We start from the raw sequence: 15,616 nt of genomic DNA, 5'->3' as shown, positions 1-15,616 counted from the left end.
AAAAAGACCTCCTGTCGAAACAGGAGGTCTGAATTTAATTTTCTAATCAATCACAGTCGCAGAAGCAGAGCAAGCAGCAGTCGTCGTCCCAGCCATGCTCAAAGTTGCCGAGGTAGAACTCGAAGTCGCCATCCGAGCGGCGGAAGACGCCCGGCACGCGGTGAACACCGCCAGATTCAATCCAAAGAGAATCTTTCTTATCAAATGAAATATACCAATGGCCCTTTGGCAACTTGTTTTTGGCAAGTTCATAAACCAATGACGCGCCCTGAGCTCCGGTTAAAACAGCTTTCTGCGTTTTGAGAAATTTCAAACAGTCCTCTGAATTTACTGTTTCCGTAATCTGAAAAACTTTTACTTTAAATTTCCGACCGGGTAAAAGTTTTGTCGTCGCTTTATCAAAATTCTTGTCAGTGATTTCAGGATTGTAATAATAAAACTCTTTACCGTGTGTTGCTTTGAAAACAGTCAAACGAGTGGCGTGGTCATACCCCTTTGGCACGACAATTTCAAACGCATTAGCCAATTTGAAGCGCGAATCCTTTTTGAAAGGTGCTAAGGCTTGTTGACGCTGTTCTGAAGTCAGGTTTAGAAAACATTCATATTCGTCTAAACCGAGTTGAAGATCTTTGATCTTCATATTGCAGTCCATATGCAGACCAGCCAATTTGGCCGTTTCTGCGCCGATAGATTTTTTATCCATCGTTTCCCCCATTTATACCGAGTTTTAAATCATTGGCTTTATGCCAAAAACTTTCTCAGTATTGATATTATTGTAGCATATTTTTTCAAAAATGTCAAGACCAATTTTTAAATTAATGCATTATTATAATATAAAAAAGCCCCCTATAATTCAGGAGGCTTTTTATTTTAATTTTTCTCTATATTTCTTCTCTAGAGTTTGAATGGCGTTAAACTTTTCGCATCCGAATGGCCAAAGAGGACAAACTTCATGTTGGGGAATACAATTCAAAGCAATTCGCCAATATTTTTTTTCATTAATTGGCACGCCCGCGGATCTGAGAGCATTATAACCATATATCCACCCCATCCACTCGTCCCAAAAACATCCGCAAGATTTGTCAGAATCTTTCTTTATCCAGGCTTCAAGTTTTTCTTTAAAACTGAGCGGAGGATCTTCAATTTTTTCCATCTCATCCCAACATTTTGGAGTAGGTTTATTTCTGTGAAATTCAATATGCCCTATTTCGTGCGCGAAAGAATAAACCCCCTCTTCTTGACGTTTAAATCTATAAACATCATTAACATTGTAAACTTTAACTGTACTGATTGAAGTACAAGCAGACCAATCACAGTTAGGATTGCGAGAACATCCCTTCTCCACTTTTATCCCATTTAATGTGGCATAAGCCAAAAGCTTGGAAAAAACCGGTGAATTTCTCAGATATTTTTTCAGTTTCCGATTTTGTCTGGGATAAAGTCGACGAGAAACCTGATTGTAATAAATCGGCCTAAAAACCCAATATTTCATGAATACTTCCATATACGCAAGAACCCAACTCATTCCCTCTAATATCTTTGGTATTGAAACAATAAATACTGCCAATATAAATGATTTTAAAAGATCCATTATTTCCTCCTGGTTTCCAAACTTTATTGTCTGGATTACTATTATTTAAGCACATTTTTCGGTTTTTGTCAAGATATTAAAATGCCCTCTGATTTCAGAGGGCATTTTTTAATTTCACGTTATCATGTTGTTTGAGGCTCTTTGGTATTATTCTTTTCGAAAAAGGGACAAGGAAAATCAGGGCATAAATTATTTAGACATTGACGTTCATAATATCGCCAATATTCGGGAATTAATAGTTCCAAACAATCCAAAATTTTACTTCCTGCCTCCCATGCCATTTTTTCTTCATAGTAACAGATGAAGTACGTATCGGAATTTTTTTCCCTTAATTTATTTCTGCATTCGGAAATTTGCGGATCAAACGATTCAATGTGTCCGATTTGATGAGCGAAAAATGCCATCCCCATTAACCGATATTTTTCCTTAAAAACAGTATCAATATCAATCGTAATAATTTTATTTTCCATATCCCAACTTCCATTTCTTCTTCCACCCATTTTCACGGTTATACCCTTTGATTCAGCATAATCAAGGAGAACTTTGAAACCATAGAATTGTCTCATGTACTTAATGAAAGCTGCGTCATCGGGAAAACGTTTTTTCAAAATTTTATTCCCAATAGACTGAATAAAACAAATTATCATGAAAATAATAAACAACGAAATCACTACTTTAACATACCAAAGACCTAAAAAACCTAAAAAATTTAAAAGAGCCATTTTATCCCCCTTGTCTGCCAATGAGCAAACTTTTTATTTTTCTATTGCTTATTATATTCTACTATTACTTTTTGTCAAATGTTCTTCAAAATAATTTCCGCAATTTTGGAAGCGGCATCAGGCTTGGCCAATTTGGAAATATTCAAACTCAAAACAGAACGTTCGCTGGCGGCAAAAATCAATTGATGAATTTTATCAAATAAAATTTTATGATTGATATTTTTTTCTTCCATTAAAACAATCGCCTTTTGTTCGGCAAAATATTGAGCATTAATTTCTTGGTGCGAATTCGGCATTGGAATTATAATCGCCGGTTTTCCCAAAATTGACAATTCGGTTAGAAATCCCATTCCGGCTCGGCTGATAATCAAATCGGCAATCGTTAAAGCATCTGGCATCGCTTCGTTTAAAAATTCGTATTGATGATAATGAGTTAGAGTTTGCGCAACTTGTATTTTTCTTTTCCCTGTTATGTGAATTATCTGACAAAATTTAACCAATTCGGGAATAATTTTATTAATCAATTTATTGATATTTTCCGCGCCTGTGCCGCCGCCGATAACCAATAATGTCGGCAAATTAGTTTCCAAATCAAATCTTTTAATCGCTCTTTCTCGAGAATAATTTTTTATGTCCGGGCGAACCGGATTACCGGTCAAAACGGTTTTTTCTTTCAGAAAATCATTCAACGATTTTTCCAAACTGACGGTGATAATTTTAGCAAAAGGAGCCATTAATTTATTGGCTAAACCCGGAATAACATCTTGTTGATGGATAAAAATCGGCGTTCTGAAAAACCAACCGGCCCAAACCAATGGCACGGCGACAAATCCCCCGGCCGAAACAATAGCTTTTGGCTTAAATTTTAAAATTAAAAAAACAGATTGTAAAAAACCTGCAATAATTAAAAATGGAGAAACAAAATTGCGCCAACAAAAATAACGGCTCAATTTACCGGAAAAAATCGGTTGATAAGGAATATTGTATGATTGAGCCAATTCCCTCTCCGGCAAACCTTGGCGAGTTCCGATAAATAAAAATTTTGCTTCCGGATTATGTTTCTTTATTTCTTGGCTGATGGCTAAAAGCGGACTGACCGAACCGCCTGTGCCGCCGCCGCTTAAAAATATTCTCATACCATTTATAATACTATTTTTAAAAAATTTGTCCAAAAAAATAGCGCCCGTTTTTTATAAACGGGCGCTAAAAATTTTTTTATTTTGGCACTTTAACCGCAAACAAATTAGTTTGCGACATCCTTTCTAAGAGGGCCACTTTTCTCACCGCTTCTCGACTAGTCTGAACCTCAATTGGTTTGCCTATTTTGACGTCTTTTTCTCTTACCATCCACTCTCCATTTCCTATATAAGTATAATCTGCGGGTTGAAAATCTTCGCCACCAGTTTTCTTTGCCTTTTTTCTAAGCACACACCTTGGTGTTTTTCTATCTCCACAAACGGTTACACTTCCGCCTTCTACCATCACTTGATATTTATTCATCTTTGCCTCCTTTAGGCTTTTCTGACTAATACTACTTTCCATATATAGTGTCCCATAAACCAAACGTCTTCTATCTTATATTCGTTGGGCGAAAATTTGCTCCAACAAATTTTATCGATGTTACTGTATCCCTTAACACGCAGGATTTTTTTGTCTCCCATCTTCCACCTCCTATAACTGTACAGCAATTAATTTTCTGCTCTCTATCGGTAATTTCATTCGTTTTGCATATTCTTTCACACTTTCTATTGCCTCTTCGGGACTGGTAGCACAAATTGGCGCACCCACATTAATATCGAACTCTTCTGTTCTTCCTTTTAATATTACCTGATACGAGTTCATTTTACTTTTTACAACTTTCTTCGAAACAGAATGAAAAATTGCCCAAACCTGCTGTTCAACTTTCTTCTTAATATCAGGAGGAATAACAAATGATTTTTCAATTTCAACCTCAGTAATTTTTCCGTCAATTTTTCTATATTTTTTAGTATGTCCTCCAACGATCATTACTACTTCAATTATTTCTCTATTTTCATCTTTTATAACTTTATCTACTTTTTTTTCCACTTTTCCCCCTTTTTAATTGACAATTAATTTGCTATTTGCTATTTTTGTTATAAATGAACTGATTAAATATTAGCATAAAAATTGAAAAATGTCAAGCCCTGTTTTAAAAATTAATCTCAAAGATAAAAACTATCCGAAACTGCTGAAAGAAATTTATGACCCGCCTCAAAATCTGTATGCCATCGGCAAAATCAAAGCGGAAGAAAATTATCCCTTGGCAATTGTCGGGACAAGAAAAGTTTCAAGTTATGGAAAGCAAATTACCGTTTCCTTAACCAAAGATTTGGTCAAGGCCGGATTAACCATTGTCAGCGGTTTGGCTTTGGGTGTGGACGGATTGGCTCATCAAACAACTTTGGATAATGGCGGCCGAACAATCGCGGTTTTGGGTTCAAGTCCTGATATTATTTATCCGCCGCTTCACAGAACCTTGGCAAAAAATATTATTAAAAATAACGGAGCAATAGTTTCTGAATATCAACCGACCACCTCCCCGACCAGATGGACTTTTCCAGCCAGAAACAGAATTATCGCCGGACTTTCTTTGGGAACTTTGGTGATAGAAGCACCGGAAAAATCCGGAGCATTGATTACCGCGCATTCAGCTTTGGATCAAGGACGGGAAGTTTTCGCCGTGCCAGGCAGCATTTACAATCCGAATTCAGCCGGCTGCAATCAACTGATTAAAATGGGCGCGAAAGCGGTTACCAAAGCCGAAGATATTTTAGACGCTTTTAATTTGGAACTGTCGGAAAAAATTTCCGAAACACCCGAACCGACTTTGCCGGAAGAAAAAATATTATGGAAATTTTTAAGTCACGAGCCCGTGCATATTGACCAATTAATTAAATCAAGTAAATTTAGCACCAGTCAGGCCATTGCCATCTTGACATTAATGGAAATAAACGGCAAAGTGAAAAACCTGGGAGGCGGAAATTATGTCAAAAACTAAAAATCAAAAAAAATTAATCATTGTTGAGTCGCCGACAAAATCAAAAACCATTTCTCATTTTTTGGGAGATGAATTTTTAATTGAATCTTCTTACGGACATATTCGCAATCTTCCGAAAAGCAATAAAAAAGCCATTGATATCAAAGCGGGATTTATTCCTCATTATGAAATCACCAAAGGAAAAGAAGATGTTGTTTCCAAAATTAAAAGTCTCGCCAAAAACTCAAGCGAAGTGCTGCTCGCGACAGATCCTGACCGCGAAGGAGAAGCGATTGCTTGGCATTTGAAAGAAACTTGCGGTTTGAAAAATCCAAAAAGAATTGTTTTTCATGAAATCACCGAAAACGCGATTAAAGAAGCGATAAATCATCCGCGCGAAATTGACGAAAATTTGCGGCAAGCTCAAGAAGCGCGCCGAGTTTTGGATCGTCTTGTCGGTTATGATTTGAGCGGCCTTATTTGGAAAAAAGTCCGTTATGGACTTTCGGCCGGACGCGTTCAATCACCTGCATTGCGCATTATTATGGAAAGAGAACGCGAAATCAGAGCGTTTATACCGGAAAATTATTGGGTTTTAACCGGAGAATTCCAGACAGAAAAAAAAGATGCTTCGACGCCTTCGACAAGCTCAGAACAGGCAAGCTCAGCACAAGATAAAATTATTTTAACTTGCGACAAAGAACCGGCTGATGAAAAAGAAACCAATAGAATTTTAGAAGCCGGCCGCGCCAATCCCTGGCATATAGCTGAAATAAAACAAACCGAAGCCAAACGTTCCCCTCGCGCGCCATTTACCACTTCAACGCTTCAACAAACAGCCAGTTCCCGACTCGGATTTTCCCCTTCGCGCACAATGATGGTGGCTCAAAAACTTTATGAACAAGGCTTGATTACATACATGAGAACCGACAGCGTGATTATCAGCAAAGAAGCCTTGCCTGTAATCCATCAAGAAATAGAAAAAACTTTCGGTAAAAAATATTTAGAACCGCGAATTTATAAAACAAAAAGCAAAAGCGCTCAAGAAGCGCACGAAGCCATCCGTCCGACAAACATCGGATTAAAAAGCGCCGGCATAAACGAAGAACAGGAAAGATTATACGGATTAATTTGGGCGAGAACGATTTCTTCTCAAATGACTGATGCCAAAATGCTCAGAACAAAAATTTCCGCCAATATAAATAAAGAAGGAATAATTCCTAATTTTTCCGTTGTCGGAAGCATCACTGTTTTTCCGGGATGGCTCGCGGCAGACGTGGAAGCTCAGGGCGAAGAAGTTCAAATACCAAAATTATCCAAAGATGAAAAATTAGAATTATTGAATCTTGAAAGCCAAGGGAAACAAACAGAACCGCCCGGCCGCTACACGGAAGCCGGATTGGTGAAAGAATTGGAAAAACGCGAAATCGGAAGACCGAGCACTTATGCTTACATTATTAAAACAATCAATGACCGCGGATATGTGACTAAAGACGGCAAAACGCTCCACCCCACCGACACCGGCGAAGTGGTCAGTGATTTTCTTGAAAATAATTTTCCAAAATATATCAGCGATTCCTTTACCGCGGAAATGGAAAACGAACTTGATGAAATAGCTGAAGGAAAAATAAAATATGAAAAAGTTTTAAAAGATTTTTACGGACCATTTTCCAAAGACGTTAAATCAAAAGAAAAAATAGACAAGGTAACCAATCTTGGAGATGCTGATGAAAAATTCAAATGCCCGGTTTGCAACGGCCCGATGGTCATAAAATTATCCAAAACCGGAAAATTTTTAAGCTGCGCGAAATTTCCGGAATGCGCCGGCGCCAGAAAAGCAGACGGCTCTATAATGGAAGGTCCGAAAGAAACCGGCGAAATGTGTCCTGAATGTTCAACGGGTAAACTTGTGGAACGCGAAGGCCGCTTTGGTAAATTTATTTTTTGCAGCAATTATCCAAAATGTAAATTTATTAAAAGAAGCGCTGAAGAAGAAGCCAAAGCAAAAACCGGAGTAAAATGCCCCAAATGCGAAGGGGAAATTGTGGAACGCCGCGGAAGATTCGGTCCGTTTTTTTCCTGCTCCAATTATCCTAAATGCAAATTTATAATAAAATCCAGACCAACGGGAAAAACCTGCGACCTTTGCGGATCTTTAATGATGCAAGGAACTAAAACCATACCCGAAAGATGCAGTAATAAAGCATGTTCCATGCATAATCCTCACAAATCACAAAAATAGTCCTTTGGTTTAAAAAAATTATATATCACAACATTCTGACATTCTTGAGAATGTCAGAATGTTTATTTAAATAAAAAAATAAAAGCAGGGCGTAACGATGTTACGCCCTGTAATTTTAAAAACTAAATTTCTTTACCCAATAAACAGCAGTCCACTTGAACCCCATGTATGCGCATCTCTTTGGCGACCAGAAATATCGAATTCAAGTCTGTCATCACGAGCTTTAAAGTAAAATGAACAACGATTGTCTTGCCAGAAAAGAGCAGATAAATCCAAACAGGGAGTATCTTTATCTCGAGCCAAAATATCCGGATACATAATCATTGCAATAATTGCATCCAGTCCAGAGAGGATAAATTCTTTCGGTAATTTCGCTACACACTCCTGACTAGCATCAATAGAAAATCCTTGTAAAGCGGTTGGAAAATAAATCCCGATTACTGCTTCTTGCTCCATCCTCTCAATAAGACAATTATGACGACTATTAGAAGCAATAAACACCTTATTTACAAAAGATTTTTCACAATTGCAAAATGTCCTCCCGGGAAAAGCTTTTTTATAGCTCTTACCAATTGCTTTGAGATACTGTTCTCCCAATACAGTGCCAAGGCCACGTGTACCTTCCCATTTGGGCAAAATAATTGGAAGCCAAGCTCCATTGACGATATTAGCTGTTCGTATGTTATTTCTAATCAAACGTAATAAACGTTCAGTCTCTTGCTTGAACTCAAAACACGTAACATTAGGATTGATTCCCAAATTGCTATGGAGACGCAAAATTCTATTAGCATAGTCAGTTTCCGTTGCTATTTCTGGCTGATTAAGTCGAAAATTGCGATCAAAATCGCAAACATCGCTTTTAAGACTGTGTGGAATATGACGACCATATTTATCAAAGAGCTTGACGCTAGCCTCTCTAACCTCCACTTCCAGCTGACCTCCTAGAATATCCAGGGCTATTCTCTGTCCGCCCAAGATATTGATCAGCGCCTCTGTCTCACCCATAGTCCAGTTCCCGTATTTCATTGTTCCTCCTTTTTCAGGCTGTTTGCCCGAAAATTTATTTCACCTCTGCCCGAGGTGATTGGGGACTTTTCCTTTACCCCGATTGGTATCAGAAAGACATTTTAAAAATTATCATAAAAAAATAAAAAAGTCAAGCTTTGTTATTCACAAAATTTTGACTTTTAAAACTAAACTTTTAGCACTTGAATAATTTTTGAATAATTTTTTCCAAATCTTCTTGGCTGAAAGTTTCAATTACGATTTTTCCGCCTTTTTTCTTTTTGATAATTTTTATTTTCGCGTCCAAAATTTTCGCCAGTTCCCTTTCGTTTTCCAAAAGCATGGAATCCAATTCAACGGTTTTCCTGACTCTTTTTCCGCCGACAATTTTTTCCGTTTCCCGTACGGTTAAATTTAATCCTAAAACTCTTTTCAATAAAATTTTTTGTTTTTCCTGATCTTCCGTGGAAAGCAAGGCCTTGGCATGGCCTTCGGTAATTTGTTCTTCTTCAATCGCCCTCTGAATCGGTTCGGCAAGAGTTAAAAGGCGCAAAGTATTTGCTACGCTTGTTCTGGCTTTTCCTAATTTTCTCGCAATATCTTCCTGAGTCAAATTGAATTCATCGGTCAATCGCTTGTAAGCTCGGGCTCTTTCCATGGGGTTTAAATCTTGTCTTTGAATATTTTCCAAAAGAGAAATTTCAAATTTTTCGCTGTCTTTGACTGATCTGATAATGGCCGGCACAGTTTTAAATTCCAAAACCTTAGCCGCTCTAAAACGACGTTCACCCGCAACTATTTGATATTTTCCCCAACCAATTGAAGTTAAAATCAAAGGTTGAATAATTCCGTATTCGCGAAGAGAATTGATTAATCCTTCCATTTCTTGATGAGGAAAATTTTTTCTCGGCTGATCCGGATTGGCTTCAATTTGTTCAAGCGGAATTTCCAAAACTCGCTCGCCTGTTTCGGCTAACGTTTCTTCGGTTATTTTTTGAATTGTTTTTGGAGGAATTAACGCCCCCAGTCCTCTTCCTAATGACATAGTAAAATTATTTAAAATTTTTATTTATTGTGAAAAACAAACTCTCTGGCTAAACGATGGTAGGCTTTTGCTCCGCGAGATCGAGGAGCATATTCTAAAATTGTTTTGCCATAACTCGGCGCTTCTGCCAAATAAACATTGCGAGGAATAACTGTTCTGTAAATTTTATGCGGAAAAAATTTATATAATTCTTCCCAGACATCAGCTGACAATTTACCGCGCGTGTCATACATTGTCAGGATTGCTCCTAAAACACTGAGATCCGGTCTTAAATTTTCTTTTATCAAATTAATGGTATTCAAGAGCTGTCCCAATCCTTCCAGGGCGAAATATTCAGCTTGAACTGGAATTAAAACGCTACTTGAAGCAACTAAACTGTTAATGGTCATTAATCCCAGTGAAGGCGGAGTGTCAAAAAATACAAAATCAAAATCATCTGCCAAAGGCTTAAGCGCTTTTGTTAAAAGGAATTCTCTGTCTTCCAAATTGACTATTTCAATATTCGCTCCGGCTAAATTTTCATTTGCCGGAATAAGCCAAAAATTTTTTCTAACTTCTATTAATCCTTCGGTCAAAGGAATCTTTCCGCTTAAAATTTCATAAATCCCTTTGTCTCTGTTTTCCGCGCTCACGCCCAATCCTGAACTCGCATTGGCTTGCGGATCCAAATCAATAATCAAAACTTTCTTGCCGAATCGGGCAAGATAAGCTGATAAATTTATTAAGGTGGTGGTTTTAGCCGTACCGCCTTTTTGATTGACAACACTGATAATTTTCACAAGTTTAGTTTATCACTTTTAAAACGTTTGACAAGATTTAAAAAAATGTTAAAATATTGTGAATGCCGCGGTGGTGGAACTGGTATACGCGTACGACTCAAAATCGTATGGGCTTTACGCCCATGAGGGTTCGACTCCCTCCCGCGGCACCATAAAAAAAATTATGGAGAAAAATAAATTTATGTGCATTGCCGTGCTTGAAGCATGGAAAGCGCTAAAAACAAAAGATGGTGGCCCTTTTGGAGTAGTGATAGTACGCAATAAAAAAATTATATCTCGGGGTCACAACAAGGTTATCAAGACTAATGATCCGACGGCTCATGCCGAAATTGTTGCTATCAGAAAAGCCACGAAAAAACTTAAAAGATTTGATCTCTCTGATTGTGAAATATATTCTTCATGTGAGCCTTGTCCAATGTGTTTTGCCGCTATTCATTGGGCAAAAATAAAAAAATTATATTATGGCTGCACTCAACAAGATGCGGCGAATATCGGCTTTGATGATAAATTTATTTATGACGCCATAAAAGGTACGGCAAAAAGAAAACAAGTTACAACAAAACAAGTTAATCGACAAGAATGTTTGGAACCTTTTAAAAAATGGAAGTCAATAAAAAATAAAACACGATATTAAAATTCAATTTGCTGAAATATTAAATTTAAGGTATCATTATAGATTAATGACGCGGGGTAGAGCAGTGGCAGGGCCAAGGGCCACCCTTCGGGTCTCGCCAGGCCCATAGATTAAAATCTATTGTGTATTACGTTTATATATTACAAAGTTTAAAAGATAATAAATTTTATATCGGTTGCACATCTAATTTGCAGAGAAGATTTAATGAACATCAACGTGGCAAAGATTGGGCGACAAAATTTCGCCGACCATGGAAGTTAGTCTATCATGAAGAATATTCAGATAAAAATGAAGCTTATAAAAGAGAATATTTTCTAAAATCGACAAAAGGATATTTGGAAAAGAAAAGAATAACTAATCGATTTCTTAATGACGCGGGGTAGAGCAGTGGCAGGGCCAAGGGCCACCCTTCGGGTCTCGCCAGGCCCATAAATTAAAATCTATTGTGTATTACGTTTATATATTACAAAGTTTAAAAGATAATAAATTTTATATCGGTTGCACATCTAACTTACAGAGAAGATTTAGTGAACATCAACGTGGCAAAGATTGGGCGACAAAATTTCGCCGACCATGGAAGTTAGTCTATCATGAAGAATATTCCGATAAAAACGAAGCTTATAAAAGAGAATATTTTCTAAAATCGACAAAAGGATATTTGGAAAAGAAAAGAATAACTAATCGATTTCTTAATGACGCGGGGTAGAGCAGTGGCAGCTCGCCAGGCCCATAACCTGGAGGTTGGGGGTTCGAATCCCCCCCCCGCAATTAAAACTTTAAGCAGGTCTTAACAAAATGATGGCAGGGTAGCTCAGCGGTAGAGCACACGCTTCATAAGCGTGCCGTCGCGGGTTCGATCCCCGCCCCTGCTATTTATATCATATTTATGACCTTAACTGTTCACACTGCTGTTGGCATCTTTATTGGCAAGTACGCGTCAAATCCGTTTCTTGCTTTTTTGTTTGGATTTTTATCACATTTTTTACTCGACGCAATTACTCATGTTGATGAAGGAATTTTTATCCAAAAATATCTTTACTATGCGGCATTGATAGATATTTTTATTTCAATTATTTTTATCTTTTGTTTCTTTCGTTTTACTCGGACTACTCATCCTCTAAAAATTTACTGGGCAATTTTAGGATCTGCCCTGCCGGACATACTTACTTTTTTTTATTATGGGTTAAATTTAAAATTTTTAAAAGGATTTTATAACTTACATCAAATTATTCATTGTCCGGAGAAAATAAATAACCCCGTCTTTTTGTGCGCCATTCAAATAATTTTTCTGATTTGTTTAATTTTAATTTTGTTCAAAAAAAAGACGAGTCAAAAACTCGCGAAGTAAAAAAATATCCGCCTTTTCGGCGGATATTTTTTTTACCTTGGACACTTCCCTGTCAGTTCCTGCCACCTTTTATCAATCTCCTGCTGAATCTTAATTAAATTATTTTTATCTTTGGAAGAAAATAAATTTTTAAATCTTCCTTGAAATTTTAGAAATTCTTCAACCGGAAGTTTTTCTCTTGGTTGATAATTTAATTTGTAAACGCCATTTTCTATTTCATAAAGCGGCCAAAAACAAGTTTCTGTGGCAAGTTGCGACATTTTCACAGTCAAATCGGAATTATATTTCCAATTCGCCACGCAAGGACATAAAATATTCAAAAAAGTCGGGCCATTGGTATTAAAGGCCTTTTTTGCTTTTTGGTGCAAATCAAACCAATTATGAATTGCGGCCTGAGCCAAATAAGGCAAATTATGAGCCGCGGCGATTTTCATAATATCTTTTCTGGATTCTATTTTTCCGGCCGGAGTAGTTGAAGTTGAAGCGCCGAGTGGCGTAGCAGAAGATCTTTGTCCTCCGGTATTGCTATAAACTTGATTGTCATAACAAACATATAAAAAATTATCTCCTCTTTCCCATGCTCCGGAAAGTGATTGAAGCCCGATATCATAAGTGGAACCGTCACCGCCAAAAACAACAAATTTAACATTTTCAGGAATTTTCTTTTTTTCTTTTAAATGCTGATAAACCGCCAAAATACCGCTCATGGTTGCCGGCGCGTTTTCAAAAGCATTATGCATATAAGGCATATTCCAGGAAGTTTGAGGATAAAGAGTGGTCGTAACTTCCATGCATCCCGTGGCATTAACCACCACCACTGGATTATCAGTTGCTCGCAAAACAGACCGAACAATAATCGGGATAGCGCATCCGCGGCAAGTTCGATGACCGGGCGCAAAATGTTCCGGTTTTTTTAATAAATCTTTTAGAGTTTCCATAATTTTTTAAAAATAGCTTGAGTGATAAATACGCTTAAAATTGCTGATATAATGCCTCCTAAAATATCAGTTGGCCAATGAACACCGACAAAAATTCTACTAATGCCAACCAATAAAGCTAAAACCAATAAAATTATGCCGAATTTTTTCCAATCTTTAAATACGGTCAGAGCCATGATAAAACTGATAGTCGTGTGATATGACGGGAAAGAATAATCTTCCGGGCTGGCTAAAAATTTAATCAACTGAAAAACCTCTCTATGGTCCACAAAAGGACGGAAACGATGCCAAAATAAACCAATAAAATTATTTATCAAGAGCCCGCAAGCGATAGTTCCGACTATTTTTAAAACCATTAAACTGATTTCTTTTCTTCTGGGTGATAAATAATAAACCAAAAGAATAATCAGGGGGATAAAGAAAATCAACCCATCAGCGCAAATAATGCCAAATTGATCAAATGCAATCCACTCGCCGGCCAAATGATTAATTTTTATCAATAAAAAATAGTCCATATCAATTAAAATTATTATATCAGATAATCAGTTTGTAGACAAGTTGATTATATAAAAAGTGCCCCGTTTTATACGGGGCACAATCACATTATTTTGAATATCCGTTTCTGCGTGAATAATTTTGCAATGTCCGTTTTACAGGTCTTGAGATATCAGTCTTTCGCAGATTAATATCGCCCTTAACCAGATTGCGGCGAAAATAATTCAACTCCTTTATCCTTTTGTCGCCCCCTGACGATCCTGCCTTTTTCTTACTCATTTCACCTCCTTTTTATTTAATTTTATAATAAAGGTTATTAAACCATTTGATATCTGCTCCGCCAACTGGCGGATCGGAAATGAAAATCTATTATTTTCATTTCTCTCACTCGCTTGATAATAACAAAAAAATAAAAATTTGTCAATACTTTTTATTTTAGAAAAAATTTAAACCGCCGTTTGAAATTATTTTTTTACCATTATTTTTCTTTTTCCAATCTTCTTCTCTGGTAAACATTTCAACCGTTAAACCATTTCTTGGAATAACAAAATCATAATGCGAAGTAGCCGTCTCAAATCCTTCAGTACCCTTCTCTCCATGCTTAGAATCACCAAAAGCAAGATGCATTGTTCCAAATCTTTTTTCCGCTTCAATTATTGAAACACCCGGAAAATCATAAGGTTGTTCGGGGTCAGAAACAGTGCTCCGAGCCTTACTGTTTGCTCCAAATGCAATTTCCGCCACTCTTAAAACATTTAACGGTTTACCGCTCTCTTTAACCTCATCTTGCATATCCTCTTTTAAATCAGACTTCAATTTTTCGGCTGATTTACCGCCTTCGATAGAAGCAATTAATCCATTTTTAATATTAATCTTAACAAACTCGTCAACTCCTTGATCCGAGGTAATAATTGATTCTAAAACAGGTAAAATTAAAATTCCATTCACTGTTCTCTCGTCGGGTGTAGTGAAAATTTCTCCACCCACAAAGTTACCCCATTGACCAGGTTTATCCAAAACTCCCCCGTCTTTAAACCACCGTCTTTCATGAGATGGACGCAATCCTACTTCTAAATTTGTCCCGTAATTTGAAGTAATCTTAAAACCTCTGGCATCTTTCAAAACCGCCTCCATTTTGTTAAGCCTATACTCTAAATCATCTAAATTTTCATCTAATGCTCCATCTTTTTTAAAAGCATCAACCCCCAGATCCAAAATGGTCAAAAGGCGGTTGCCATATTCTACAATGTCTTTGTCTGAAAGATTATCAATAGCCGGGTACATTTTCTCAGATACATCAATCACAACTTTGAATTTTTTAAGCAGTTCTTTTATCTCTTCTCTTCTGGTTTGTTTATCCAATAAAATTTCTTGAAATTCAGAACCTATCTCGCTAACTGCTTTTTCTAAGATTGAAGCTACTTCGAGATTGGTTTTCTCATCCTTGAGAAATAAAACTTTTTCTTCCGGTTTTAATTTTAAAGAATTTTCTAAAGATTTTTTAGCAACTTCAATTTTTCCCAAAAATAAAATTTCTGATTCTTTCTCTGTTTGATTTTCAGAAAATATTTTCTCTTTAAACATATGTTTAAATTATTTTTATCTTATATTTAAAGGTTAGCAAAAAAATTCAATTTGTCAACCCCATCACAAGGAAATTATTGTCTTTCTTGAAAATTACGATTTAAAAAGTAAAAATTAAAATAAATATCCAATTCAGATTAGAAATTAACATGTATATAAAAAACGAAAGACAGTAATTTTTATAATTTCCAATGTGATGGGGTCAAGTTAAATAAAATTTTTCATACTTATCCAC

19 protein-coding genes and 3 tRNA genes are annotated in these 15,616 nt (G+C 36.7%); 9 read left to right on the top strand and 13 right to left on the bottom strand.

Annotated features, from left to right (window positions below; genetic code table 11):
• Window positions 1-46: 46 nt before the first annotated feature.
• From PHF10_02195 to PHF10_02165, 7 genes are all read right to left on the bottom strand, one after another.
• Window positions 47-703 (bottom strand): hypothetical protein, encoded by a 657-nt coding sequence (locus tag PHF10_02195; protein ID MDD5534539.1) that lies wholly within the window; start codon window positions 701-703, stop codon window positions 47-49.
• 162 nt (window positions 704-865) lie between these two features.
• A complete protein-coding gene (locus PHF10_02190; protein MDD5534538.1) occupies window positions 866-1,504 on the bottom strand; it encodes a hypothetical protein in 639 nt (212 codons plus the stop codon).
• Complete coding sequence (locus tag PHF10_02185; protein ID MDD5534537.1) at window positions 1,473-1,646, bottom strand: hypothetical protein; 174 nt, start codon at window positions 1,644-1,646, stop codon at window positions 1,473-1,475. Before PHF10_02185 ends, PHF10_02190 begins: the two co-directional genes overlap by 32 nt.
• 67 nt (window positions 1,647-1,713) lie before the next feature.
• A complete protein-coding gene (locus PHF10_02180) occupies window positions 1,714-2,313 on the bottom strand; it encodes a hypothetical protein (GenBank protein MDD5534536.1) in 600 nt (199 codons plus the stop codon).
• Between the two features lie 74 nt (window positions 2,314-2,387).
• Window positions 2,388-3,449, bottom strand: coding sequence for an undecaprenyldiphospho-muramoylpentapeptide beta-N-acetylglucosaminyltransferase (murG, locus tag PHF10_02175; protein MDD5534535.1), 1,062 nt, complete (start codon window positions 3,447-3,449; stop codon window positions 2,388-2,390).
• A 79-nt stretch (window positions 3,450-3,528) separates the two neighbouring features.
• Window positions 3,529-3,855, bottom strand: coding sequence for a hypothetical protein (locus PHF10_02170; GenBank protein ID MDD5534534.1), 327 nt, complete (start codon window positions 3,853-3,855; stop codon window positions 3,529-3,531).
• A gap of 129 nt (window positions 3,856-3,984) precedes the next feature.
• The gene (locus PHF10_02165; GenBank protein MDD5534533.1) at window positions 3,985-4,380 is read right to left on the bottom strand and encodes a hypothetical protein; all 396 of its coding nucleotides are present in this window, start codon (window positions 4,378-4,380) and stop codon (window positions 3,985-3,987) included.
• Window positions 4,381-4,468: 88 nt separating this feature from the next.
• On the opposite strand from PHF10_02165, the gene dprA reads away from it, so the two are divergent.
• Together dprA and topA are read left to right on the top strand one after the other, a co-directional pair.
• A complete protein-coding gene (gene dprA, locus PHF10_02160) occupies window positions 4,469-5,332 on the top strand; it encodes a DNA-processing protein DprA (protein MDD5534532.1) in 864 nt (287 codons plus the stop codon).
• A complete protein-coding gene (topA, locus tag PHF10_02155; protein MDD5534531.1) occupies window positions 5,319-7,553 on the top strand; it encodes a type I DNA topoisomerase in 2,235 nt (744 codons plus the stop codon). The genes dprA and topA overlap by 14 nt, the downstream gene beginning before the upstream one ends.
• A gap of 132 nt (window positions 7,554-7,685) precedes the next feature.
• Here topA and PHF10_02150 read toward each other — a convergent pair whose 3' ends face one another.
• The 3 genes from PHF10_02150 to PHF10_02140 form a co-directional block, all read right to left on the bottom strand.
• Window positions 7,686-8,579 carry a hypothetical protein gene (locus tag PHF10_02150; protein ID MDD5534530.1) on the bottom strand — a complete coding sequence of 298 codons (894 nt, stop codon included), beginning with the start codon at window positions 8,577-8,579 and terminating at the stop codon, window positions 7,686-7,688.
• 175 nt (window positions 8,580-8,754) lie between these two features.
• Window positions 8,755-9,603, bottom strand: a complete 849-nt coding sequence (locus PHF10_02145; protein MDD5534529.1) for a ParB/RepB/Spo0J family partition protein — start codon at window positions 9,601-9,603, stop codon at window positions 8,755-8,757.
• A gap of 20 nt (window positions 9,604-9,623) precedes the next feature.
• On the bottom strand, window positions 9,624-10,382 hold the full coding sequence (locus tag PHF10_02140) for an AAA family ATPase (GenBank protein MDD5534528.1): 759 nt from the start codon (window positions 10,380-10,382) through the stop codon (window positions 9,624-9,626).
• Between the two features lie 64 nt (window positions 10,383-10,446).
• On the opposite strand from PHF10_02140, the gene PHF10_02135 reads away from it, so the two are divergent.
• From PHF10_02135 to PHF10_02105, 7 genes are all read left to right on the top strand, one after another.
• Window positions 10,447-10,534, top strand: a tRNA-Leu gene (locus PHF10_02135).
• A gap of 11 nt (window positions 10,535-10,545) precedes the next feature.
• A complete protein-coding gene (locus PHF10_02130) occupies window positions 10,546-11,016 on the top strand; it encodes a nucleoside deaminase (GenBank protein ID MDD5534527.1) in 471 nt (156 codons plus the stop codon).
• A gap of 122 nt (window positions 11,017-11,138) precedes the next feature.
• A complete protein-coding gene (locus PHF10_02125) occupies window positions 11,139-11,399 on the top strand; it encodes a GIY-YIG nuclease family protein (GenBank protein MDD5534526.1) in 261 nt (86 codons plus the stop codon).
• A 62-nt stretch (window positions 11,400-11,461) separates the two neighbouring features.
• Complete coding sequence (locus PHF10_02120; protein MDD5534525.1) at window positions 11,462-11,722, top strand: GIY-YIG nuclease family protein; 261 nt, start codon at window positions 11,462-11,464, stop codon at window positions 11,720-11,722.
• Window positions 11,713-11,784 (top strand) — tRNA-Met (locus tag PHF10_02115). The genes PHF10_02120 and PHF10_02115 overlap by 10 nt, the downstream gene beginning before the upstream one ends.
• Before the next feature lie 32 nt (window positions 11,785-11,816).
• Window positions 11,817-11,888, top strand: a tRNA-Met gene (locus PHF10_02110).
• 14 nt (window positions 11,889-11,902) lie between these two features.
• Window positions 11,903-12,364, top strand: coding sequence for a hypothetical protein (locus PHF10_02105; GenBank protein MDD5534524.1), 462 nt, complete (start codon window positions 11,903-11,905; stop codon window positions 12,362-12,364).
• Between the two features lie 32 nt (window positions 12,365-12,396).
• Here PHF10_02105 and PHF10_02100 read toward each other — a convergent pair whose 3' ends face one another.
• From PHF10_02100 to PHF10_02090, 3 genes are all read right to left on the bottom strand, one after another.
• Entirely contained in the window at window positions 12,397-13,302 is a 906-nt protein-coding gene (locus tag PHF10_02100; protein ID MDD5534523.1) for a thiamine pyrophosphate-dependent enzyme, read from the bottom strand.
• Window positions 13,290-13,817, bottom strand: coding sequence for a phosphatase PAP2 family protein (locus tag PHF10_02095; GenBank protein ID MDD5534522.1), 528 nt, complete (start codon window positions 13,815-13,817; stop codon window positions 13,290-13,292). Before PHF10_02095 ends, PHF10_02100 begins: the two co-directional genes overlap by 13 nt.
• Window positions 13,818-14,232: 415 nt before the next feature.
• Window positions 14,233-15,381: an aminopeptidase gene (locus tag PHF10_02090; protein ID MDD5534521.1), complete on the bottom strand. Its 1,149-nt coding sequence runs from the start codon at window positions 15,379-15,381 to the stop codon at window positions 14,233-14,235.
• Window positions 15,382-15,616: the final 235 nt, after the last annotated feature.

It is taken from the genome of Patescibacteria group bacterium, assembly GCA_028716665.1.
Lineage (GTDB): Bacteria > Patescibacteriota > Patescibacteriia > UBA2591 > JAQUPP01 > JAQUPP01.
Note: the sequence above shows the minus strand (reverse complement) of the source record. Positions and strands in the feature narration are given on the sequence as shown.

Bases quoted from the DNA above. Each gene is read 5' to 3' on its own strand.
- PHF10_02195 (MDD5534539.1), bottom strand. From the start codon at position 703: ATGGATAAAAAATCTATCGGCGCAGAAACGGCCAAATTGGCTGGTCTG.
- PHF10_02190 (MDD5534538.1), bottom strand. From the start codon at position 1,504: ATGGAAGTATTCATGAAATATTGGGTTTTTAGGCCGATTTATTACAAT.
- PHF10_02185 (MDD5534537.1), bottom strand. From the start codon at position 1,646: ATGTGCTTAAATAATAGTAATCCAGACAATAAAGTTTGGAAACCAGGA.
- PHF10_02180 (MDD5534536.1), bottom strand. From the start codon at position 2,313: ATGGCTCTTTTAAATTTTTTAGGTTTTTTAGGTCTTTGGTATGTTAAA.
- murG (MDD5534535.1), bottom strand. From the start codon at position 3,449: ATGAGAATATTTTTAAGCGGCGGCGGCACAGGCGGTTCGGTCAGTCCG.
- PHF10_02170 (MDD5534534.1), bottom strand. From the start codon at position 3,855: ATGGAAAGTAGTATTAGTCAGAAAAGCCTAAAGGAGGCAAAGATGAAT.
- dprA (MDD5534532.1), top strand. From the start codon at position 4,469: ATGTCAAGCCCTGTTTTAAAAATTAATCTCAAAGATAAAAACTATCCG.
- topA (MDD5534531.1), top strand. From the start codon at position 5,319: ATGTCAAAAACTAAAAATCAAAAAAAATTAATCATTGTTGAGTCGCCG.
- PHF10_02150 (MDD5534530.1), bottom strand. From the start codon at position 8,579: ATGAAATACGGGAACTGGACTATGGGTGAGACAGAGGCGCTGATCAAT.
- PHF10_02145 (MDD5534529.1), bottom strand. From the start codon at position 9,603: ATGTCATTAGGAAGAGGACTGGGGGCGTTAATTCCTCCAAAAACAATT.
- PHF10_02130 (MDD5534527.1), top strand. From the start codon at position 10,546: ATGGAGAAAAATAAATTTATGTGCATTGCCGTGCTTGAAGCATGGAAA.
- PHF10_02105 (MDD5534524.1), top strand. From the start codon at position 11,903: ATGACCTTAACTGTTCACACTGCTGTTGGCATCTTTATTGGCAAGTAC.
- PHF10_02100 (MDD5534523.1), bottom strand. From the start codon at position 13,302: ATGGAAACTCTAAAAGATTTATTAAAAAAACCGGAACATTTTGCGCCC.
- PHF10_02095 (MDD5534522.1), bottom strand. From the start codon at position 13,817: ATGGACTATTTTTTATTGATAAAAATTAATCATTTGGCCGGCGAGTGG.
- PHF10_02090 (MDD5534521.1), bottom strand. From the start codon at position 15,381: ATGTTTAAAGAGAAAATATTTTCTGAAAATCAAACAGAGAAAGAATCA.